This is a genomic window from Phascolarctobacterium succinatutens CAG:287 (assembly GCF_000434895.1).
Taxonomy (GTDB): domain Bacteria; phylum Bacillota; class Negativicutes; order Acidaminococcales; family Acidaminococcaceae; genus Phascolarctobacterium_A; species Phascolarctobacterium_A succinatutens_A.
Genome location: NZ_FR892756.1, coordinates 1,734 through 22,299 on the forward strand (window position 1 = coordinate 1,734; position 20,566 = coordinate 22,299).

Consider the following 20,566-nt stretch of genomic DNA (forward strand, 5'->3'; position numbering starts at 1 on the left):
TCGGCTGGCATTCTACCTTTGGTCCCAAGGTGTTGCGTACAACCGATTTTTGGCATAAGCGCGGAGTTAATACCTTTATCGCACGCTCGTCTATAGGTGACGGAAAACCGCGTACTCTGCAAAACGAATACAAGGATATTCTTGACTTAGGCAAAATTTTTGACAAAAACGAAAGGGCGCAGCAGCTTGTCGGTCAGATGCAGCAGGAGGTTAATTTTGCCATCAGTCAGACTGCAGGCTACCAAAAGCGTCCGCGTGCTCTGGTATTGGAGTTTATGGGCAAGGAGCCGACGGTGTATGGCGAAAAATCTTTGGCCGGCAATATTGTCAAAGAGCTGCACGGTGAACTGCTGGCAGAAAAGCAGCGTGCTATTGGCCTGGAGCAGGTCGTTGAGCTTGATCCGGATGTTATTTTTGTGGTTGTCATTGAATCACATTACGGATATGAGCAGGATATGATTGACCGCGTTACCCAGCACAAGGCGCTGAAAAATTTGCGCTGCGTGAAGGAAGGACGTGTTGTAGCCTTGCCGCTGTACGCTATTTACAGCTCAGGCGTGCGCACCTATGATGGCATAAAAATTATTGCGGCCGGAATGTACCCGGATTTGTATAAGGAGAAATAATGATGGTTGATTTTTTGAAGAAGCAGGGGTACCTGTTCATCTGCCTGGGATTGCTTGCTTTACTGATAATTGCCTTGTTTTGGGCACTGTCCATTGGTACAGTCAAGCTGCCGTTGGTAAATATTTACAATACTGTTATAGAGCAGCTGTTTAGCGGACAGCCTATTGAAGGTGTTGACCGCGGACCGGTGCATGATATTATCTGGCTGCTGCGCTTGCCGCGCCTGGTATTGGCTGCCTTAGTAGGCATGGGGCTTTCGGTCTGCGGCGTTATCATGCAGGCTGTAGTAAAGAACCCGTTGGCGGACCCGTATATCCTGGGCATTTCCTCCGGTGCTTCGCTGGGTGCAACGGCAGCAATTCTGCTAGGTATCGGTGTGGCGCTGGGTGAAAACTTTGTCGGCATTGCAGCCTTTATCGGTGCCTTCGCTATGTCGCTGGGTGTACTGTTTATCTCTAACCTGGGCGGACGCAGCAATTCCGTTAAGCTACTTTTGGCAGGCATGGCGCTGAGCGCAGTCTGCGGTGCGTTTTCCAGCTTTATCGTTTACTTTGCCAATAATAAGGAGGGCATGCAGACCATAGCTTACTGGATGATGGGCAGCTTTGCCGGTGCCAAGTGGGAAACACTGGCAGTTATCGGACCAATCGTAGTGTTGGCAGTAATGTTCTTCTGGACGCAGAGCCGTATGCTCAACCTGATGCTTTTAGGTGATGAATCTGCGTTGACTTTGGGAACTGATTTACATATTTACAGACAGATTTATTTGCTGGTAAGCTCTCTTATAGTCGGCTTTGTAGTTTATGCTGCAGGTATGGTTGGCTTTGTCGGCCTGGTAGTACCGCACGTTATCCGTATGCTGGTAGGCACCGACCATAAAAAACTGATACCTGTTTCCGCTTTAACCGGTGCAGTATTTTTGGTAATTGCGGACGGTCTGTGCCGTGTAATTATTCCGCGCACCGAGCTGCCAATCGGTATTTTGATTTCGCTTATCGGCGCGCCCTGCTTCGTTTACCTGATGATTAAGAAAACCTATGGCTTTGGAGGTAACTGATAATGGAGATTTTAGCAGAAGCAGTAAAAATGGCCTTCGGACCAAAGGAAATTCTTAAGGGAATAGATTTCAGCCTGCATAATAAGGAATTTGTGGGCATTATCGGGCCTAACGGCAGCGGTAAGAGTACCTTTCTGAAATGTGTTTACCGTGTGCAGAAGCCTACAGATGGCAAAATTACCTTTAACGGAACGCCGCTGGACGAGCTTTCCTACCGTGAATCGGCGCTGCAGCTGGCGGTAGTAGCACAGCATAATGTTTACAGCTTTGATTTTTCGGTGTTGGAGGTTGTGCTGATGGGACGTTCGCCGCACAAGAAAATGCTGGAGCGTGATAATCTCAACGATTATCGTATCGCGCGCAAAGCGTTGGCGACTGTAGGTCTGGCGGACTTCGAAGAACGCAGCTTTGCTACCTTGAGCGGCGGCGAGCAGCAGCGTGTAATTTTGGCGCGTGCGCTGACGCAGCAGACGGAATGCCTGGTGCTGGATGAGCCGACAAACCATCTGGATATCAAGTACCAGCTGCAGATTATGGATATTGTAAAATCACTTGATTTGACTGTTGTAGCAGCGGTACATGATTTAAATATTGCAGCGATGTATTGCGACCGTCTTGTAGCAATTAAGGACGGACAGATTGTTGGCATGGGAACTCCGCGTGAGCTGCTGACGGAAAAGTTTATTTATGATATGTATGAGGTGCGCTGCAGAGTGGATGAAGAAAAGTCTACGGGACGTATAAATATTGTGTATCTGCCTCAACATTGGCAGTAGGACGGCAGCGGATAAGGCACCATCTGCGGCTTCACCGCTCCTCGACGTACTAAAAGTACGCCGTCGTCGCGCTTCAACCACATCTGCCACCTTCTACGCCGCCTTGCGTGAAAATAAGGGTTGTAGTAGGACGACGGCGGATAAGGCACCATCTGCGGCTTCAATTATCCTAATATAAGTTTTCTTGACATACTATATTTTTTCAGTTCAAGGAGGGTTAAAATGAAAAAGCTTTTATTGATTCCGGCATTCATGGCCATGTTCTTCGCCGGCAGCGTAGCAGTTCCTGCTGCCTTCGCTGCTCAGCCTGCACCGCCGCAGGAAAACAAAATGATGCTGCCGCCGCCCAAGGATGGCAAGCGTCCGCCGATGCCGCCGCGCATGCGCCGGCCACAGCTTTCCAATGCAGAGGTTGCGGAAAAACTGCAGTCAGCATATGGTTACCGTTATTCTGATATGCTGCGACTGTTGAATATCGGTCATAGCTATGGCGATATGAACACAGCCTGCTTGTATGCTTATCTGTCCGGTGAGCCGGTAGAAAAGGTGCTGCAGCTGCGTCAGCCTGCAACCTGGGGCAGGGTGCGTGCGCAGTTAGGGTTGACGCCTAAGCTGTATGCCGAAAAATATATGGAATATCAGGCAAGCTATCTGCCTGCAGACAGCCTGATAGACAGAGAAACGGCGCTGAAATATCTGCGACAGGGTTATCCGCTGGGCGATATTCAGCAGGCTGCCAAGCTGGCCAAGGAGAGCGGCAAAACTTTGGCACAGGTATTGCCAATGCGCACAGTTACCTGTGATTGGCAGCAGGTTAAGGAAAAGCTGGGCTTGCAGCAGGAACAAAAACAGGGTCAGCCTTTCGCTTTCAGAGGACGCGGCCAGCGTAGCGGTGCAGGCTTTGCCGGCTTGCATACGCGCAACATGACGGCAGAAAGAGCTGTAAAGATTTTCCACGCTGATTATCTTTTTGATGAAGCAGAGCTGCTGCCGCTATATGAAAAATATGGCTTTGAAGGCTTGGAGGATATCTGCCTGCATGCCTACATGAGTAAAAAGACACTGCAGGAAATCATTGACCTGCGCGATAAATATTCTTGGGAGCGTATGAAATATGTGCTTGGCTTAACACCGCAGGTATATTTTGACCGCTGTGTGGATTTTCAGGCACGCCGTCTGGCAGAACGCATGGATATCCCGCAGAAGGTAACGAAAAAATATATGCATATGGGTTACGCAATGCATCATATCAACAGTGCTTATCTGCTGGCACAAAAGGCCGGTCTGGATATTAAGGATATTATTGATTTGAAGACGCCGAAGAATTCCTGGCAGGATGTGGCGCTGAAAATCGGTCTGACTGTTGAAGATTGCCGAGAGGTTAAGAACAAAATCAGTAAGGACTTTGGTAGGCACGAATGAAACGTATAGTAATTTTACGTTGCCTGCGTTCCAATAATGTATGTACCGGTGCAGCCTGCATGCGTGCTTTCAATACAAAAAGCGGTGCCTTTGCCAGATATGGCGAAGAACCGCTGGAGCTGGAGGCTTATTGGAGCTGCAACGGTTGTGGTGACTGCCACTTTAAATACCAAGAGGGTATCGAAGAAAAGCTGGAACGTATTATCGGCCTGAAGCCTGATGCTGTGCATGTTGGCGTTTGTGTTAAGCACCGCACACAGGATGGCCAGGTTGTTACTTGCAAAACTATTGCGGAAATTTGCGAGCGCTTGGAGGCTGCGGGACTAACGATAGTGGAAGGTACGCATTGATGAATATACTTAGATTTGCAGAATACAAGACCTACAATGAAGCCGAAATTATGGCGTTATATAGTAGTGTTGGCTGGAGTAATTATACAAATAACCCGGCAATGCTAAGAAAAGCTTATAAGAATTCACTTTATGTTTTAGCTGCTTATGCTGATGGAAAGCTTGTGGGGATACTCCGTGCTGTCGGTGATGGTGCTTCTGTGGTTTTTCTGCAGGATTTAATAGTGCTGCCGGAATTTCAGCGTCATGGCATTGGTTCACAGCTTATGCGGAAGGTTATGGAAAAGTATGCCGATGTCTATCAACTGCAGCTCCTTACAGAAGCAAGTGAAAAAAATATTGCTTTTTATGAATTCCTTGGGTTCAAAAGAGTCGAAAAGTATGGTTGCTGCGCTTTTATAAGATGAGGATGTTAACATCGCTTATAAGCTGTAATCAATGTAACACTATCGTGATAAATCTAAGAAAATCAGATATTTTTTGCAAACCTAAGCAGGAGTTTTTGTTCCTATAGCGAAATATAGAAGCAAAGGGATAAAGCCCGAGCCCTTGATAGAAAAATGGTAGCACCGAAGCAATTTGGCGACATACCAAAGGAGGCATTGATTATGAGTGTAAACGTAAAAGGCAGAAACATTGATGTGACCCCGGCTCTGAAAGAGTATGTGGAGAAAAAAATTACTAAGGTTACTAAGCAGTTTAAGACTGTTGGTGACATTTCTGCAGTACTGAAGGTTGAGAAAGGTAACCATATTGTAGAAATTACGGTTCCAGCAAGCGGCATCCTGCTGAGAGCTCAGGAAACCACGAAAGATATGTATTCCTCCATTGATTTGGTTGTAGAGAAAATTGAACGTCAGATTCACAAATATAAAACTCGTCTGATGAAGAGAAAATATAGCAACTTTGCTGATACCGCTGTTCCTGCTCCGGCATCGGCTGCAGAAGCTGCTGATGAAGGCGAATTCGAAATCATCAAGAATAAACGCTTCATCATGCATCCGATGACTCCGGAAGAAGCAATTCTGCAAATGAATCTGTTGAACCACGATTTCTTCGTATTCTACGATCCTGATCTGGGTGCTACCAATGTGGTTTATCGCCGCAAGGATGGTAAATATGGCTTGCTGAGCCCGGAACTGAAATAAAGCAAATATTTTAACCTAAACTTCACAAAAAAGCACAGGATTTGCTCCTGTGCTTTTTGCTTTTTAAGAGAGATTCTGTTATAATTTAAAATTAGGTGTATAGTCTTTTTAGACACCATAATTTTAAGGAGTGATCGTGTTGCTCGAAAGCATTTTAAAGAAAATTTTTGGTGACCCCAACGAAAAAGAAATCAAAAACATTCGTGTAATCGTAGATAAGATTAATAGTCTGGAAAAGGATATGGAAAGTCTTAGCTCTGCCAATCTGGCAGCCAAGACCGGTGAGTTTAAGGTACGTCTGCAAAAGGGCGAAACTCTGGACGATATCCTTCCGGAAGCATTTGCCGTTGTCCGTGAAGCGTCCAGACGTGTTACCGGCATGCGTCATTTTGATGTACAGTTAATCGGTGGTGTAGTGCTGCATCGCGGCAAAATTGCCGAGATGCGTACCGGCGAAGGTAAAACTCTGGTAGCTACTGCGCCTGTATATCTGAACGCACTGACCGGCAAGGGCGTGCATGTTGTAACTGTCAATGATTATCTGGCACGCCGCGACAGCGAGGATATGGGCCGTATTTACAAGTTCCTCGGTCTGTCTGTAGGTCTGATTGTGCATGATATGGACTTCCCCGACCGTAAGGCTGCTTATGCTGCAGATATTACTTACGGTACAAATAATGAATTCGGCTTTGACTATCTGCGTGATAACATGGTAGTTGATGAAAATCAGATGGTTCAGCGTGAGCTGAATTACTGTATTGTCGATGAGGTCGACAGTATCCTGATTGACGAAGCGCGTACCCCGCTGATTATCTCCGGCCCCGGTGAAAAATCCACCGAGCTGTATCAGGTTCTGGCCCGTGTTGTTGCCAACATGGAAGAAGGCGAGGACTATACTGTTGATGAAAAACAAAAACAGGTAGCACCCACCGAAAAGGGTATTGCCAAGGCAGAAAAAATGCTGGGCATCGGTAACTTGTATGACAATGAGCATGGCGTGGACTACTCCCACCAGATTATGTGCGCTCTGAAGGCTAAGGCTTTGATGCACCGCGACCGCGATTATGTGGTTAAGGATGGTCAGGTTATCATCGTCGATGAGTTTACCGGCCGTCTGATGTTCGGCCGTCGTTTCTCCGAAGGTCTGCATCAGGCTATCGAAGCTAAGGAAGGCGTAAAGGTAGAACGCGAAAGCCAGACACTGGCAACTATTACCTTCCAGAACTACTTCCGTATGTACAAAAAGCTCGCCGGCATGACCGGTACCGCTAAGACCGAGGAGCAGGAGTTCCAGAAGATTTATAATCTGCCGGTTGTTGTTGTACCTACCAATAAGCCGATGATCCGTATTGACTATCCTGATGTTATCTATAAAACACGTATTGCCAAATACAAGGCAGCAGTCAACGAGATTGAAGAATGCCATAAGTCCGGCCGTCCGGTACTGGTTGGTACTACTTCCATTGCTCAATCCGAAGAGCTGAGCGCAATGCTCAAACGCCGCAACATTCCGCATAACGTGCTGAATGCGAAGTACCATGAAAAAGAGGCTGAGATTATTTCTCATGCAGGCCAATACGGTGCTGTAACCATTGCTACCAACATGGCAGGCCGTGGTACCGATATTACCTTGGGTGAAGGCGTTCCTGAATTAGGCGGTCTGCATATCATCGGTACCGAGCGTCATGAAAGCCGTCGTATCGATAACCAGCTGCGTGGCCGTTGCGCCCGTCAGGGTGACCCCGGTTCTTCCAAGTTCTTCCTGAGCCTGGAGGATGATCTGATGCGTCTGTTCGGCAGCGATAATATTGCCGGCATTATGGATAAGCTGGGCATGGAGGACGATGAGCCGATTGAACACAGCCTGGTTACCAAGTCCATTGAAAATGCGCAGAAGAAGGTTGAAGCACGTAACTTCAGCATTCGTAAGCACGTTCTCGAATATGACGATGTTATGAACCAGCAGCGTGAGGTTATTTACTCTCAGCGTCATAAAATCCTGCATCAGGAAAATCTTAAGGATACCATCAAAGAGATGGTTGATGAAACCGTTGAACGTACTATGACAATGTACGCACCGCCTGAGGTTTACTCTGAGGACTGGGATCTGCAGGCTCTGATTAACTACGCTGAGGACTTCTATGCTCCGCGCGGTCTGCTGACTGTAGATTATCTGCAAAACCTCAGCCGTGAAGAGTTGGCTGAATATCTGCAGAAGGTTGCTGATGACAACTACCAGGCACGTGAGGACGCAATCGGTCCTGAGCTGATGCGCGAGCTGGAAAACCTGGTTATGCTGAAGGTTGTAGACAACCACTGGATGGAGCATCTGGATGCTATGGATATGCTGCGTGAAGGCGTTGGCCTGCGTGCATATGGTCAGAAGGATCCGCTGGTTGAGTACAAATTTGAAGCTTATGATATGTTTGAAGCTATGATGGAGGCTATCAAGGAAGACGTTGTCCGCTACATCTACCGCGTCAATGTTATTACCCAGCCGCAGGTTGAAGACCCGCTGGAAAATGCTTCCACCAATAACCCGACTCCTGAGGGTGACGAGGGTAATTTGAAAGCTGAACCCAAGAAATAATTTTAAGTCAGCAGCCTTGGCTGCTGACTTACTTTCGCCTTGTTTGCAAGAACTCGGCAAAACGGCTGAGGCCGTAAATAACTAATATTTGCTACACGAAAGGTTGTGAGGAATTTTGTTGATTGAAGAATATAAGCCTGAAATTACAAATCTGCAAGCAAAATTAGAGGAAATGAGGGGATCTCTTTGACATCGCTGTCAAAGAAGATCGTATTGCAGAATTAGAACATAAAATGGGTGATCCTACTTTTTGGGATGATCCGGAAAAGGCACAAAAAACTGCGCAGGACGTTAACAGCTTAAAGGAAGAGGTAGACGGTTTCCATAAATTAAGCGCAGGTGTTGACGATTTGGAAGCTTTGCAGGAAATGGCTGCCGAAGAAAATGATGAAAGCCTGCTTCCTGAAATGGATGAGCTGCTGGCAAAATGCCGCAGCGAGCTGGAGCACTTGGAGCTGGGTATGCTGCTCAGCGGTGAATATGATGCCAATAATGCTATCCTGACACTGCATGCAGGTGCCGGCGGTACCGAAGCGCAGGACTGGACCAGCATGTTGCTGCGTATGTTTACCCGTTTTGCTGAGCAAAACGGCTTTGCGTTGGAAATGCTCGACTATCAGCCGGGTGATGAGGCTGGTGTAAAAAGTGCTACCATTCAGGTTAACGGCCACAATGCTTATGGCTTCTTACGCTCTGAAAAGGGTGTACACCGTCTGGTGCGCATTTCTCCGTTTGATGCCAATGCCCGTCGTCACACCTCCTTTGCTGCGGTAGACGTAATGCCGGAGCTGGATGATACTGTTGATGTAAATATTAATATGGATGAGGTGCGCGTCGATGTTTACCGTTCCAGCGGTGCCGGCGGTCAGCACGTCAACAAAACCTCCTCTGCTGTACGTATGACACATGAACCGACGGGTATCGTCGTTCAATGTCAGAATGAGCGTTCCCAAATTCAGAACCGTGAGCGCTGCCTGCAGATGCTGCGTGCAAAATTATATGAATATGAAAAGGCTAAGCAGGATGCTCTTGTCAGCGATATTGCCGGTGATTACCAGAATATCGAATGGGGCAGCCAGATCCGTTCCTATGTGTTCCAGCCCTATACTATGGTTAAGGACCATCGTACCGGCTGCGAAACCGGTAACATTCAGGCTGTTATGGATGGCGATCTGATGCCGTTCGTAGAAGCATATCTGCGCAGTCAGCAGAAAAAGGTTTAATAAAGCGAGGTCTGGACAGGTGAATTTTATGAAAAGCCGATATAATCCTTTGCTTTTGGCAGTAATCGTAATCGGTCTTGTTTCTGCCTTATGGCTGAACGTTGTCCGTCACGATGTTGAACAAAAAAACAATACTGTAGAAATGGCTATGGAGTACGAGGGCTTACGTAAGCTGGCTGCTTTGCAGGGCCTGCCGGAGGAGGATGTACTGCGTCAGTTTAAGGATGCAGGCATAAACTCGCTGATGATTTTCGATACTACGCTGGAGCGCCTGACTAAAAACGGCGAAATCCAGACGGTAACAGGCGGTGAGCTGCGTCAGGCAGCTGCGCTTGGTTCCGGCATGGGTGTTTTCGCTAATGTAGGCGTCGGCGATGTTGAAGAAAATGCTGCTTACGTTGCTGCTACTGACAAGCAGTCTGTCTTAGATGATGTAGAGCAGGATTTGTGCCTGCGCTACGGTGCTGAACGTGTGAAGGTTGTAAGTGAAAATCCGCGTATTATCAAAATCAAGGGCAGCACTACACTTCTGCCTGATGGCAAATACGATGAGCCTCAGGGACTGCTGCAGGCTCCGTTAGGCTTGCCGGTGCAGGATATGCGTAAGGTTGCTGCGTTGGGCTTCAAAATTATCGTACGTCCGCAAAATTATGTAGATGTAACGGATGAGCAGATTGACAGCATTTTTGCCCGCATTAAAGAAGCAGGTGTACCGGTTGATGCTCTGATGCCCTGCGGCACCGAGGTTGTGGGTTATCCTAACAAAATGCAGCATTTGGGCGAGCGTATGCAGGAAAACAACATGACGCTGGTAATGCTGGAGCATTACACCCAGCTGCAGTTTGCCAAAATCGACGGTCTGTTGCCTTTGGCTGAGTTCAATGACTATAAGGCTGCCCGTTCCTATGTTATCGACCCGACCGAGCAGAAGAAAATCAGCGTGGGCGAGGCTTTGCGCCGTTGGGCGCTGACGGACGAGGAGCGCAATATCCGTGTGAACTATATCCGTCCCTTCCTGATGCCTGAGGGTGGTCAGGATATTATGAAGACTAACCTGAAATATGTGCGTGATATTAAGGCCAGCGTTGAAGCGCGTGGCTATACTATCGGCGAAGCAGGCGTTTTCAGCGCCGAAAACAAAGATGGCTTTGCACCGTATTTCCCCGCTAAGGTAAGCTTTATTCCTATTGTATTGGCGATTGCCGCCGGTGTAGTGCTGTATCTTGCGTTGCTCTTTAACTTGGGCGGTAAGCAGCAAATAGCACTGTGGGCAATTTTTTCTGCCGGTGCTCTGGCACTGCTGTTTATCGGCCGCGGCCTGTTTACACGTCAGCTGCTGGCTTTGGCGGCAGCAAGTGTTTTCCCGGTGCTTTCGATGAATGTTATCTTTAACATTTGGGATAAAAATACGAGTGATAAGCACAACCTGCTTGCTATTTGCTGGAACGGTATCTGGCAGCTGGCGTTGGCTATTGCTTTGTCTTTGGTGGGCGCAGCCTTCCTGTCTGCGATATTGACGGACAGCCGCTTCCTGCTGGAAATTGATATCTACCGTGGCGTAAAGCTGACCTTTATTCTGCCGGTTATGCTGACAGCAGTTCTCTTTATGAAACGCTATGATTTGCTGCAGGTTGTGGGCAAGGGATTGAAAACTCTGTGGGAGCGCCTGAACGGTCTGCTTGATACAGAGATTACCTTCCGCCATGTAGCAGTGCTTGCGGTACTGCTGTTTATTGCTTATTATTTTGTCGGCCGCAGCGGTCACACCGGCGGTGTGCCTGTGCCGGCAATTGAATTGAAGATGCGTGCTTTCTTAGAGCAACTGATGTATGCACGTCCGCGCGAAAAAGAATTTATGATCGGTCATCCGGCATTTTTCGTGGCAGTGCTTGCTGTTTACCGTTGCGCACCACGTTGGTGGCAGTTTGTACTTACCTGTGCTGCCGTTATCGGACAGGGGAGTTTGGTGCAGACCTTCTGTCATATGCGTACACCGGTTGTTATGAGCTTTGTACGTGCTCTCGACGGCTATGCTGTTGGCGTTGTATTCGGCGTAATCGCTGTACTGGTGCTTGGCATGCTGTTGCCTTTAGTTGTTAAGTTTAGAAGGAGATACCTTGAAGAATGAGTAAGATCGTGATTTCCGGATACTATGGATTTGCTAATGCCGGAGATGAAGCTATGCTGACCGCGATCATTAAGGCTTTGCGCAGTACGGAAAAGACCGTGGAACTGACGGTTATCTCAGGCAATCCGCCCGCTACTGCCGCAAGACACAAGGTGAATTCTCTTCATCGTTTCAGCTTTTGCAAAATTTTTGCTGCCCTCATGGACTGCGACCTGCTGCTCAGCGGCGGTGGCAGTCTGCTGCAGGATGTTACCAGCAAGCGCAGTCTGTTATATTATCTGTTTATCCTGGCTTTGGGCCTGTTGCTCAAAAAAAAGGTCATGCTTTTCGGTCAGGGTATAGGACCTATCCATAACAGACTTATGCGCAGGCTGACTAAATTTATCTGCAGCCGGGTGGATTTAATTACCGTGCGTGATCAAGATTCTTTGTATGAACTGCGTCGCATCGGTGTGCCGGCGGAAAAGGTGCAGCTGACAGCCGATTCTGTGCTGACTTTGCCGCAGGAAAGTAAGGAAAAAGGACTCGAGCTGTTGCAGCAGTTTGGGGTGCCGCAAGATAAAATGCTGATAGCTATAAGTGTACGTAAATGGCAGGAGGATGATAAGTACCTGCTGGAGCTGGCTAAGGCTGCGGATATTCTGGCTAGTGAATATAAGGCACATATTGTGCTGCTGCCGCTGCAATATCCTGTGGATGTGGCTGCCTGCAACAGATTACAGCACTTTATGAGGAGCAAGGCAGACAGTACTGTTTTGGAAACCGGATGTGATACCGAGCAGTTTTTGTCGCTGATGGGTAACTTTAATCTGCTTATCGGTATGCGTCTGCATGCACTGATTTTTGCTGCAGTTATGGAGCTGCCTTTTGTGGCTGTATCCTATGACCCTAAAATTGACGGCTTTGTTAAAGACATTAACGGCATCAGCGCAGGAGCTGTGGAAACACTGCAGGCTGCGCAGGTAGTTGCGTCTGCACGCAAGGCGCTGGCATCTGCCAATGCTGCTCATGGACTTTTGAATACATTGAGAGCGAAAGCTTTTTTAAATGCAAAGGAAGCCTTTGATTTATTAAATTGAGAGGAGATTGAAGGTAGTGCTGAAAATGACTGATGTAAGCAAGGTATATCCCGGTGGGTCTGTTGCCTTGCAGAACGTCGATATTCATATTGAACCAGGCGAATTCGTCTTTGTTGTAGGACCTAGCGGCGCTGGTAAGTCTACCTTTATCAAAATGCTGTTCCGTGAGGTTCTGCCGACCACGGGCAGCATTTTTGTTAATGGCGTGGATATTTTATCGCTGACACCCAATGAGATTCCGTATATGAGGCGTCAGCTGGGCATAATTTTCCAGGATTACCGTCTGCTTCCGGACCGTACTGTTTATGAAAACGTAGCTTTTGCTATGGAGGTAATAGAAACACCGCGCCGCAAGATTAAGCGCAGAGTGTTGAACGTATTGGATCTTGTCGGCCTGCGTCACCGTGCTGATGCTTATCCTAATGAGCTGAGCGGCGGCGAGCAGCAGCGTATCGCTATTGCCCGTGCTATTGTCAACGATCCTATTATGGTAATTGCTGACGAACCTACAGGTAACCTGGACCCGGAAACAAGCTGGGATATTATGGAAATCTTTAAGGAAATTAATGCTGAAGGAACTACGATTGTCATGGCAACTCACGATAAAGAAATAGTTGATGCCATGGGCAAGCGCGTTATAGCCATAGAGAACGGGCATATCGTACGTGATGAAGCAAGCGGGGTATATGGCTATGAGCTTTAGTACAAAAGAATATTTTGTTAAGGAAACCTATAAATCTATCAGACGTAACGGCTTTATGAGCTTTGCTTCTATTTCGACTGTAGCGGTTTCGCTGTTAGTGCTGGGAATGTTTCTGCTGATTTTTCTCAACACCAACAATTTGGCACAGTATCTGGAAAGTCAGGTACAGGTGTCGGTCTATATGCAGGATAATGCCTCTGCGGAGGAGCTGAAAGCAGTAGAGGCGAAGCTGAAGAAGATGCCCGGCGTAGTCAAGGTAACGCCGGTAAGCAAGCAGCAGGCTCTGGCACGCTTCAAGGAGCGTCTTGGCGATCAGGAGCAGCTGCTCAACAGCTTGGGCAAGGATAATCCGTTCCCAAATTCCTTTGAGGTGCAGGTGGATAGTCCAGAGCGCATCAAGGTTATCATGCCTTCTATCGGACAGCTGCCTAAGGTAGAAACAGCTAAATTCGGTCAGGAGGTTGTGGAGCACCTGTTTTCTCTGACAAAAATATTGCGCTTCGGCGGCATTGTGCTGGTTATATTTTTAGCTATGGCAACGCTGTTTATTATCTCCAATACTATCCGTCTGACGGTTTTTGCCCGCCGTAAGGAAGTTGTCATTATGAAATATGTAGGTGCAACCGACTGGTTTATCCGCTGGCCGTTTTTGCTGGAAGGAATGACCTTAGGCTTTTTCGGAGCTGTGATTGCATCTGTCTGCATTAACAGTCTTTACGCCGGCCTGTTGGAAAGAATCCATGCTACTCTGGCCTTTCTGCCGTTACTGCCCACATCTCCCTTATTGTTTTATGTAACAATATTTTTACTGGCGGCAGGTACCGGTATCGGCGCTTTGGGCAGTTATATCTCCTTGCGTAAGTTCTTGCGCGTTTAAGGGAGGCAGAAGTGATGGAGAAAAAGAAGCTGGGCGGTCTGCTGCTGGCATTATGGCTGGCGGTGCTACCGCTTTACGGAGCCATGTGCTTTGCCGATACTGCTGACGACAAGCGTGCGGAGCTTAACGATGTACGTCAGCGTATGGAGCGGATGCAGACCCGCAAGGAGCAGGCGCGCAGGAAGGCTGAAAGCGCCAGCGCGGAGCTTAGCGAGGTTATGAGCAGTCTTAACGAGCTGCAATCACAGGCTAATAATCTGCAGAAAAAAAGCGATACTCTGCAGGGAAAAATAAATGATAACCAGGCTAAGCTGGAGAAAAAGCAACAGGAAATGCAGGCGCGGATGTTGATTTACCGCAAGCGTCTGCGTGATATTTATATCAACGGCCAGATAAATTATCTGGATGTGCTTTTGGGTGCCAAGGATTTCAGTGATTTTTCCTCGCGCATGTATTTGCTGCAAAAAATCATCAGCCGCGACCTGGAGCTGTTGGAAAAGCTGAAGCAGGATGCTGCGGAAATCAACAGCCGCAAAGAGCAGCTGGCAGCTGAAATGAAGGAAATCAAGGCTACCCAGACAGAGCTGGAAGCAAAAAAGGCTAAAGTAAATAAGCTGCGTGAGCAGCGTGCCTATATGCTTTACAAGGCACAGGAGGAAGAGCAGTCCAGCCAGGAGGAATATGAGCGTCTGCTGGCTATTTCGGAAAATATCGCCTCTATGTTGCGTAATATGGAAAATGCAGGCGGCGGTGCTCCTGCAGGACAAGGCGGTACAGGTCAGTTTATGTGGCCTTGTAACGGTCCGATTACCTCCTACTATGGTTGGAGAACGCATCCGATTTTCGGTACAACCAAGTACCATAGCGGTATGGATATTGCTGTTGATTCAGGAACGCCGATTCATGCTGCTGACAGCGGCACTGTAGTTTACAGCGGCTGGCTCGGAGGCTACGGCAACTGCATAATGATTGACCATGGCGGCGGTCTTGTAACTCTGTATGCACATAATTCGGCGTTAAATGTTGGTGAGGGGCAATATGTAAGCAAGGGCACAGTTGTTGCTTATGCAGGCAGTACCGGTTATTCTACCGGTCCGCACTGTCATTTTGAGGTGCGTCTGCATGGAGAGCTTACAGAGCCGTTAAATTATTTGCCATGATAGACAGAAAACGGAGGCAATAGAATTGTTTGGAAAAAGAAGATGGCAGCTTACAGCCTGCTGCCTGCTGACAGCGGTGTTGACTACTGCAGCAATCGTAGGGACTGAAGCTGTGCTGTTAAACAGGTTGACTGGCAGTGTTTCGGAATCAGTGCGCTTTTTACGCACTATGAAGCTTTTGAAGCGCAATTATAACGGCGAGGTTGACAATCACCAACTGTTCGATGGTGCACTTAAAGGCATGGTAGAGTCTGTTGGTGATCCTTATACAGTTTATCTGAACAAGAAGGATTTTCAGCAGCTGAGCGAAATGACAGTTGGCAGTTTTGGCGGCATTGGTATTGTTTTTGGTAAGCGCGGTAATGACTATGTGGTTATTTCTGCTTTGGAGGATAACCCTGGTGCGAAGGCAGGCATTAAGAGCGGTGATATTATTACTGCTATTGATGACAAGTCTACGCGTGAGATGAATATGGAGCAGGTAGCCAATAAAATCCGCGGAAAATACGGAACAACAGTTACGCTGGAGCTCAAGGATAAAGAGGGAAAGCTGCGTAAGGTAAATGTAGTACGAGCTGAAATCAAAAATCCTTCTGTTGCAGGACAAATGCTGGCGAATACCAAAATCGGTTATATAAGAATTGCTATATTTAATGAAAACACTGGTGATGACTTTGCCAAAAAATATGCTGAGCTGGAAAAGCAGGGTATGCAGGCCTTAGTGCTTGATTTGCGCGAAAATCCTGGCGGTATTTTGGATGCAGGTGTTGATGTTGCCAAAATGCTAGTTCCTAAAGGGCCTATTGTTTCTGTTATAGATAAAAACGGCAACAAATTTGAAGAAACATCAAGTCTGGAAAAGGTGAAATATCCTTTGGCTGTGCTTGTCGACCATGGCAGTGCCAGCGCGTCCGAAATTGTTGCCGGTGCTATTAAGGATACCAAGAGTGGGAAACTGTTTGGTGTAAAAACCTTTGGCAAGGGCAGTGTACAGTCTGTATATCGCCTGGACAATAATACTGCAGTAAAAATTACGGTGGCTAAATATTATACTCCGTCCGGCGTTTCTATTCATAATGTAGGCATTGAGCCTGATGTGAAGGTGGAGTTGCCAGATGACGCTACCGTTGATGTTCAGCTGAAGGCGGCAGAGGATTACCTGCTGCAGCAGCTACAGTAAGGAGGTATAAAGATGTTATTTGTTTGCTATCCTAAGTGCTCTACCTGCAAAAAGGCAGAGCAGTATCTGCAGGCTAAAGGCCTGAGCTTTACTGTGCGTGATATCAAGACTGATAATCCGACGGTTGACGAGCTGCGTACCTGGCACGAAGCCAGCGGCCTGCCGCTGAAACGCTTCTTCAATACCAGCGGCATTTTGTATAAGCAGCTGGGACTTAAGGACAAGCTGCCGACAATGAGCGAGGACGAGCAGCTGGAGCTGCTTGCAAGCGATGGTATGCTTGTAAAACGTCCGCTGGTAATTTATGACGGCGGCGTGTTGGTTGGCTTTAAACAGGCTGAATATGACGAGAAGCTTTGATATATTAATTTAAAATAACTTTGGAAAAACAGGCAGAACTTATGTGACAGGTCTGTCTGTTTTTTCTGTTTCGGAAGTACAGCTTACTTTACCTTCACGGAAACGGCAAATGTGCTAAAATATATTTAGAATTATTTTTGGGAGGGATTTAATGAAGAAGTCATTTTGCATATGGATATTATGCAGTTTATTGATAGTGCTGTTTGCAGCAACAAGCTTTGCGGCAGCCGGGGAAAAAAGAGTTGTATTAGGTATTGAACGCATTGATGAGCCTTTTGCTAAGCAGCTGCTTGCCGGAAAAAGACTGGGACTGTTTACCAATCAGTCCGGCGTGGACAGTAAGCTTCGCAGCAGCACAGAGCTGCTGCAGAAGAGCTACAATCTGACGGCACTGTTTGTGCCTGAGCATGGTCTGTTTGGCGCTGTGGCGGCAGGCGAAACCTTTGAGAGTAACACCTATAAGGATATACCTGTACACAGCCTGTATGGAGAAAATCGCAGGCCTACGGCAAAAATGCTGGATGAGATTGACACTATGGTGGTTGATATTCAGGATGTCGGCATTCGTCACTATACATATTTTTCTTCGCTTGCGTATATAATGGAAGAATGCGCCAAAGACAAGAAACGGGTTATCGTTTTGGACCGCCCCAATCCTTTAGGTGGAACAATTCAGGGACCGGTTCTCAAGCCGGAATATAAAAGCTTTATAGGTCTTTATGAGCTACCGCTGCGCCATGGCTTGACGATTGGTGAATTTGCCCGCTTTATCAATAGTACGCAGCATATTGAATGCGATTTGAAAGTTATACCTATGAAGGGCTGGCATCGCAGCCAGCTGTGGCAGGATACAGGCCTGCCGTGGGTGCAGACATCACCATTGATTCCTACGGCGGCGACCGCTTTCCTGTATGGCACTACCGGTGTAAGCGGTGACAGTAATCTTTCCGTGGGTGTCGGGACAGCTAAACCGTTTTATTTTCTGGGAGCACCCTTTGCTGATGCAGATGCCGTAAAGGCAGCCTTCGATGAAAAGCAGCTTGCAGGCGTGGCTTTTAGAGCAGCGCGCTTTACACCGCGCTATGGTGCTTATCAGGGTGAGCTGGTACAAGGTGTAGAAATTTATCTTACTGATGCGCGTAGGGTTAATCTGCCTGAGCTGGATTATATTTTGTTTTCTACATTTAAAAGCTTATATCCTGAGCAGATTAAAACACCGGAGCGTGGCTATGGTAGTAAGGGCTATAAGCTTGATATAGCTTTGGGTGAAAGCAGCCTGCGTGAAGGTGAAGCACCAAAAACAGCTTTTGCGCGCTGGCATCAGGAGTGCTCAGCTTTCGCGCAGCAGGTAAAGCCTTATCTGCTGTACAAGTAAAGTTGCAGAGAAATTAACAGTTTTGTTGCATTCTCAAGCAGGATAATAATGCCGCAGGCAAGAATAAAAATAATATAGCGTAATATCAAAAAATAATTGATGATAAGGAGCTGACATATAATGAATGCAGAATTACAGGCTTTAAAGGAACGCAGAAGCGTCCGCAAATATAAGGCAGACATGGTGCCGCAGGAGTTGATTGACCAGGTTATTGAAGCCGGCCTTTATGCTGCCAGTGGTCATGGCGAGCAGGATTCGATTATTGTTGCGGTTACGAATAAAGAGGTGCGCGACAAGCTGTCGCAGATGAACCGTGCTATCATGGGTACGAAGAGTGATACGTTTTATGGTGCGCCTGTTGTTTTGATTGTGCTGGCGCCGAAGAGCAACAAGAATGCTATTTATGACGCAAGCCTTATCATGGGCAACCTGATGCAGGCAGCTCATGCTGTAGGCCTTGGCAGCTGTTGGATTAACCGTGCTAAGGAAGAGTTTGCTTCCGAAGAAGGCAAACAGCTGCTGAAGGAATGGGGCGTTGAGGGAGAGTATGAAGGCGTAGGCCACTGCATCCTCGGTTATACTGACGGATCTGTGCCTCAGGCTGCTCCGCGTAAAGCAAACCGTGTATTTTACGTAAAATAAAAGCGTCCTTAACGAAAGGGGGAAGAGGAATGCTGAAAAAAACTGCTCTTTGCTTAAGTCTGCTGCTGGTTGCTGCATTCCCCTGTATTGCAGGAGCTGCCACTCCTATCAACAGCGCAGGCTACTACAAAAATATCAAGCTGTGCGGCAAAGTGAAAATTGTTGACAGCTTTCCCGATATTAAGGTAAAGGTTGTCGACAGTTTCCCGGATCTTAAGGTAAAGGTTGTCCAAAGTTTTCCCAATAATATAGGCGAGTGGGAATTTGTTGAGTACGGTGAAGATTTCAGAGTTCAGTTTGTTGATAGTTTTCCGGATATAAAAATCAAATACGTTTCTTCCTTCCCGGGCGTGGCAAAATAATATACATATGAGCTGTCAGAAGTGTTGACAGCTCTTTTTTTATGCGATATTTAAGGTGAATGCTCTGTTGAAAAAGTACTCCTTGGGTGTACTTTATGTATGAAGAAACAGTCAACGAAACACTTGGCCACGTGTAAAGAAAGAAGCGCATTAACACGGCAGAAAGCGCTACTAATTTTTTAAAAAAAGTTGCTAAAAAGTGTTGACAGGCTGTGCATGAGATGTTACAATATACAAGTATCGCGGGAGAGCTATGCGCTCGATGAAGGAGGTAACATGATGGCACTTGAAGCTTTAAAGCAAGCTGAAAAGCATACTGTAGGCGTTAAGCAGACAGAAAAAGCTGTAGCAAGACAAGTTGCCGCTGTCGTCTATATCGCAAGTGATGCGGACGAGAGAGTTACCGGCAGGCTGATGCAACTGTGTCGGGAAAATTCAGTACCGGTTGAAAACACAGAAACGATGCTGGAAATCGGCAGAGCCTGCGGCATAAACGTCAAAGCAGCAGCGGCTGCGATACTTAAAGCCGATAAGGGCTTGGCGTGAGCCGAGTTTTTATAATCATTAAAATCTAATTGTTTGGAAAGGAGGTGCCGATATGCCTACAATTAACCAATTGGTTCGCAAAGGTAGAGAGGTTCTGAAAAGCAAATCTACTGCACCGGCATTGAAAGAATGCCCGCAAAAACGTGGCGTCTGCACTCGTGTTTACACCACTACCCCGAAGAAACCTAACTCTGCACTTCGTAAAGTAGCTCGTGTACGTTTGACCAACGGCATCGAAGTTACTGCTTATATCCCGGGTATCGGCCATAATCTTCAGGAACACAGTGTTGTTCTGATCAGAGGCGGAAGAGTCAAGGACCTTCCTGGTGTGCGTTACCATATCATTCGTGGTGCTCTTGATACTGCAGGCGTTGCTAACCGCAACCAATCTCGCTCCAAGTACGGTGCAAAACGTGCTAAAGCAAAGAAATAATTTCAAGAAAACATTAAGAATGATTTAATCCTAAGGAGGGAAACACATGCCGAGAAAAGGCCCTGTAACTAAAAGAGACGTACTGCCGGATCCGGTGTACGGTTCTAAGCTTTTAACTAGATTTATCAATAAAATTATGCTCGACGGCAAAAAAGGCGTTGCAGAACGTATTGTATACGATGCATTCGACCTGGTTCGTGCAAAGACTGGCAAAGATCCTTTGGAAGTGTTCGATGCTGCTATGCAGAACGTAATGCCGCTGCTGGAAGTTCGTGCCCGTCGTGTTGGTGGTGCAAACTACCAAGTACCTGTTGAAGTACGTGCTGACCGCAAAACCACCCTGGGTATCCGTTGGCTGGTAAACTACTCTCGTCTGCGTGGTGAGCGCACCATGTACGAGCGTGTAGCTGGTGAGATCATGGACGCTTCCAATGGCACTGGCGCAGCTGTTAAGAAACGCGAAGATACCCACAAGATGGCAGAAGCAAACAAAGCATTTGCTCATTACCGCTGGTAATGACCTGTCTC

General features: G+C 47.2%; 22 protein-coding genes. All 22 read left to right on the forward strand.

What is annotated here, in order from left to right:
* Window positions 1–626: ABC transporter substrate-binding protein (locus BN587_RS11275; protein WP_303684773.1), on the forward strand; the 626-nt coding region annotated here is incomplete at its 5' end.
* 2 nt (window positions 627–628) lie between these two features.
* On the forward strand, window positions 629–1,684 hold the full coding sequence (locus BN587_RS01190; protein ID WP_044483905.1) for a FecCD family ABC transporter permease: 1,056 nt from the start codon (window positions 629–631) through the stop codon (window positions 1,682–1,684).
* 2 nt (window positions 1,685–1,686) lie between these two features.
* The gene (locus tag BN587_RS01195) at window positions 1,687–2,460 is read left to right on the forward strand and encodes an ABC transporter ATP-binding protein (RefSeq protein ID WP_021719341.1); all 774 of its coding nucleotides are present in this window, start codon (window positions 1,687–1,689) and stop codon (window positions 2,458–2,460) included.
* 222 nt (window positions 2,461–2,682) lie between these two features.
* Complete coding sequence (locus tag BN587_RS01200) at window positions 2,683–3,882, forward strand: hypothetical protein (protein WP_021719342.1); 1,200 nt, start codon at window positions 2,683–2,685, stop codon at window positions 3,880–3,882.
* Complete coding sequence (locus BN587_RS01205) at window positions 3,879–4,232, forward strand: CGGC domain-containing protein (protein WP_021719343.1); 354 nt, start codon at window positions 3,879–3,881, stop codon at window positions 4,230–4,232. The genes BN587_RS01200 and BN587_RS01205 overlap by 4 nt, the downstream gene beginning before the upstream one ends.
* Window positions 4,232–4,639 carry a GNAT family N-acetyltransferase gene (locus tag BN587_RS01210; RefSeq protein ID WP_021719344.1) on the forward strand — a complete coding sequence of 136 codons (408 nt, stop codon included), beginning with the start codon at window positions 4,232–4,234 and terminating at the stop codon, window positions 4,637–4,639. The genes BN587_RS01205 and BN587_RS01210 overlap by 1 nt, the downstream gene beginning before the upstream one ends.
* A 201-nt stretch (window positions 4,640–4,840) precedes the next feature.
* Window positions 4,841–5,380: a ribosome hibernation-promoting factor, HPF/YfiA family gene (gene hpf, locus BN587_RS01215; RefSeq protein WP_021719345.1), complete on the forward strand. Its 540-nt coding sequence runs from the start codon at window positions 4,841–4,843 to the stop codon at window positions 5,378–5,380.
* A gap of 130 nt (window positions 5,381–5,510) precedes the next feature.
* On the forward strand, window positions 5,511–7,970 hold the full coding sequence (gene secA, locus BN587_RS01220) for a preprotein translocase subunit SecA (RefSeq protein ID WP_438356933.1): 2,460 nt from the start codon (window positions 5,511–5,513) through the stop codon (window positions 7,968–7,970).
* Between the two features lie 118 nt (window positions 7,971–8,088).
* Window positions 8,089–9,193, forward strand: a protein-coding gene (gene prfB, locus BN587_RS01225) for a peptide chain release factor 2 (protein WP_187363676.1) whose coding sequence is annotated in 2 segments (ribosomal slippage) — window positions 8,089–8,157 and window positions 8,159–9,193 — 1,104 coding nt in all. Because the reading frame shifts where the segments join, the coding sequence is not laid out codon by codon here.
* 28 nt (window positions 9,194–9,221) lie between these two features.
* Complete coding sequence (locus tag BN587_RS01230) at window positions 9,222–11,321, forward strand: DUF5693 family protein (RefSeq protein ID WP_044483907.1); 2,100 nt, start codon at window positions 9,222–9,224, stop codon at window positions 11,319–11,321.
* On the forward strand, window positions 11,318–12,400 hold the full coding sequence (csaB, locus tag BN587_RS01235) for a polysaccharide pyruvyl transferase CsaB (protein ID WP_021719348.1): 1,083 nt from the start codon (window positions 11,318–11,320) through the stop codon (window positions 12,398–12,400). The genes BN587_RS01230 and csaB overlap by 4 nt, the downstream gene beginning before the upstream one ends.
* A 25-nt stretch (window positions 12,401–12,425) precedes the next feature.
* Window positions 12,426–13,103, forward strand: coding sequence for a cell division ATP-binding protein FtsE (gene ftsE, locus BN587_RS01240; protein ID WP_303684774.1), 678 nt, complete (start codon window positions 12,426–12,428; stop codon window positions 13,101–13,103).
* The gene (gene ftsX, locus BN587_RS01245) at window positions 13,093–13,980 is read left to right on the forward strand and encodes a permease-like cell division protein FtsX (protein ID WP_044483908.1); all 888 of its coding nucleotides are present in this window, start codon (window positions 13,093–13,095) and stop codon (window positions 13,978–13,980) included. The genes ftsE and ftsX overlap by 11 nt, the downstream gene beginning before the upstream one ends.
* 14 nt (window positions 13,981–13,994) lie before the next feature.
* Window positions 13,995–15,140: a murein hydrolase activator EnvC family protein gene (locus BN587_RS01250; protein ID WP_021719351.1), complete on the forward strand. Its 1,146-nt coding sequence runs from the start codon at window positions 13,995–13,997 to the stop codon at window positions 15,138–15,140.
* Between the two features lie 25 nt (window positions 15,141–15,165).
* A complete protein-coding gene (locus tag BN587_RS01255; protein ID WP_021719352.1) occupies window positions 15,166–16,320 on the forward strand; it encodes a S41 family peptidase in 1,155 nt (384 codons plus the stop codon).
* 12 nt (window positions 16,321–16,332) lie between these two features.
* Window positions 16,333–16,680 (forward strand): arsenate reductase family protein, encoded by a 348-nt coding sequence (locus BN587_RS01260; RefSeq protein WP_021719353.1) that lies wholly within the window; start codon window positions 16,333–16,335, stop codon window positions 16,678–16,680.
* Window positions 16,681–16,831: 151 nt separating this feature from the next.
* The gene (locus tag BN587_RS01265; RefSeq protein WP_021719354.1) at window positions 16,832–18,055 is read left to right on the forward strand and encodes an exo-beta-N-acetylmuramidase NamZ family protein; all 1,224 of its coding nucleotides are present in this window, start codon (window positions 16,832–16,834) and stop codon (window positions 18,053–18,055) included.
* 120 nt (window positions 18,056–18,175) lie between these two features.
* Complete coding sequence (locus BN587_RS01270) at window positions 18,176–18,697, forward strand: nitroreductase (RefSeq protein WP_021719355.1); 522 nt, start codon at window positions 18,176–18,178, stop codon at window positions 18,695–18,697.
* A 29-nt stretch (window positions 18,698–18,726) separates the two neighbouring features.
* Window positions 18,727–19,059, forward strand: a complete 333-nt coding sequence (locus tag BN587_RS01275; protein WP_021719356.1) for a hypothetical protein — start codon at window positions 18,727–18,729, stop codon at window positions 19,057–19,059.
* A gap of 276 nt (window positions 19,060–19,335) precedes the next feature.
* On the forward strand, window positions 19,336–19,605 hold the full coding sequence (locus BN587_RS01280; RefSeq protein ID WP_244944637.1) for a ribosomal L7Ae/L30e/S12e/Gadd45 family protein: 270 nt from the start codon (window positions 19,336–19,338) through the stop codon (window positions 19,603–19,605).
* Window positions 19,606–19,657: 52 nt separating this feature from the next.
* Window positions 19,658–20,038 (forward strand): 30S ribosomal protein S12, encoded by a 381-nt coding sequence (gene rpsL, locus BN587_RS01285; RefSeq protein ID WP_009144758.1) that lies wholly within the window; start codon window positions 19,658–19,660, stop codon window positions 20,036–20,038.
* A gap of 46 nt (window positions 20,039–20,084) precedes the next feature.
* Window positions 20,085–20,555 (forward strand): 30S ribosomal protein S7, encoded by a 471-nt coding sequence (gene rpsG, locus BN587_RS01290; protein ID WP_009144757.1) that lies wholly within the window; start codon window positions 20,085–20,087, stop codon window positions 20,553–20,555.
* Window positions 20,556–20,566: the final 11 nt, after the last annotated feature.

Bases quoted from the DNA above. Each gene is read 5' to 3' on its own strand.
- BN587_RS01190 (WP_044483905.1), top strand. From the start codon at position 629: ATGGTTGATTTTTTGAAGAAGCAGGGGTACCTGTTCATCTGCCTGGGA.
- BN587_RS01195 (WP_021719341.1), top strand. From the start codon at position 1,687: ATGGAGATTTTAGCAGAAGCAGTAAAAATGGCCTTCGGACCAAAGGAA.
- BN587_RS01200 (WP_021719342.1), top strand. From the start codon at position 2,683: ATGAAAAAGCTTTTATTGATTCCGGCATTCATGGCCATGTTCTTCGCC.
- BN587_RS01205 (WP_021719343.1), top strand. From the start codon at position 3,879: ATGAAACGTATAGTAATTTTACGTTGCCTGCGTTCCAATAATGTATGT.
- BN587_RS01210 (WP_021719344.1), top strand. From the start codon at position 4,232: ATGAATATACTTAGATTTGCAGAATACAAGACCTACAATGAAGCCGAA.
- hpf (WP_021719345.1), top strand. From the start codon at position 4,841: ATGAGTGTAAACGTAAAAGGCAGAAACATTGATGTGACCCCGGCTCTG.
- BN587_RS01230 (WP_044483907.1), top strand. From the start codon at position 9,222: ATGAAAAGCCGATATAATCCTTTGCTTTTGGCAGTAATCGTAATCGGT.
- csaB (WP_021719348.1), top strand. From the start codon at position 11,318: ATGAGTAAGATCGTGATTTCCGGATACTATGGATTTGCTAATGCCGGA.
- ftsE (WP_303684774.1), top strand. From the start codon at position 12,426: ATGACTGATGTAAGCAAGGTATATCCCGGTGGGTCTGTTGCCTTGCAG.
- ftsX (WP_044483908.1), top strand. From the start codon at position 13,093: ATGAGCTTTAGTACAAAAGAATATTTTGTTAAGGAAACCTATAAATCT.
- BN587_RS01250 (WP_021719351.1), top strand. From the start codon at position 13,995: ATGGAGAAAAAGAAGCTGGGCGGTCTGCTGCTGGCATTATGGCTGGCG.
- BN587_RS01260 (WP_021719353.1), top strand. From the start codon at position 16,333: ATGTTATTTGTTTGCTATCCTAAGTGCTCTACCTGCAAAAAGGCAGAG.
- BN587_RS01265 (WP_021719354.1), top strand. From the start codon at position 16,832: ATGAAGAAGTCATTTTGCATATGGATATTATGCAGTTTATTGATAGTG.
- BN587_RS01270 (WP_021719355.1), top strand. From the start codon at position 18,176: ATGAATGCAGAATTACAGGCTTTAAAGGAACGCAGAAGCGTCCGCAAA.
- BN587_RS01275 (WP_021719356.1), top strand. From the start codon at position 18,727: ATGCTGAAAAAAACTGCTCTTTGCTTAAGTCTGCTGCTGGTTGCTGCA.
- BN587_RS01280 (WP_244944637.1), top strand. From the start codon at position 19,336: ATGATGGCACTTGAAGCTTTAAAGCAAGCTGAAAAGCATACTGTAGGC.
- rpsL (WP_009144758.1), top strand. From the start codon at position 19,658: ATGCCTACAATTAACCAATTGGTTCGCAAAGGTAGAGAGGTTCTGAAA.
- rpsG (WP_009144757.1), top strand. From the start codon at position 20,085: ATGCCGAGAAAAGGCCCTGTAACTAAAAGAGACGTACTGCCGGATCCG.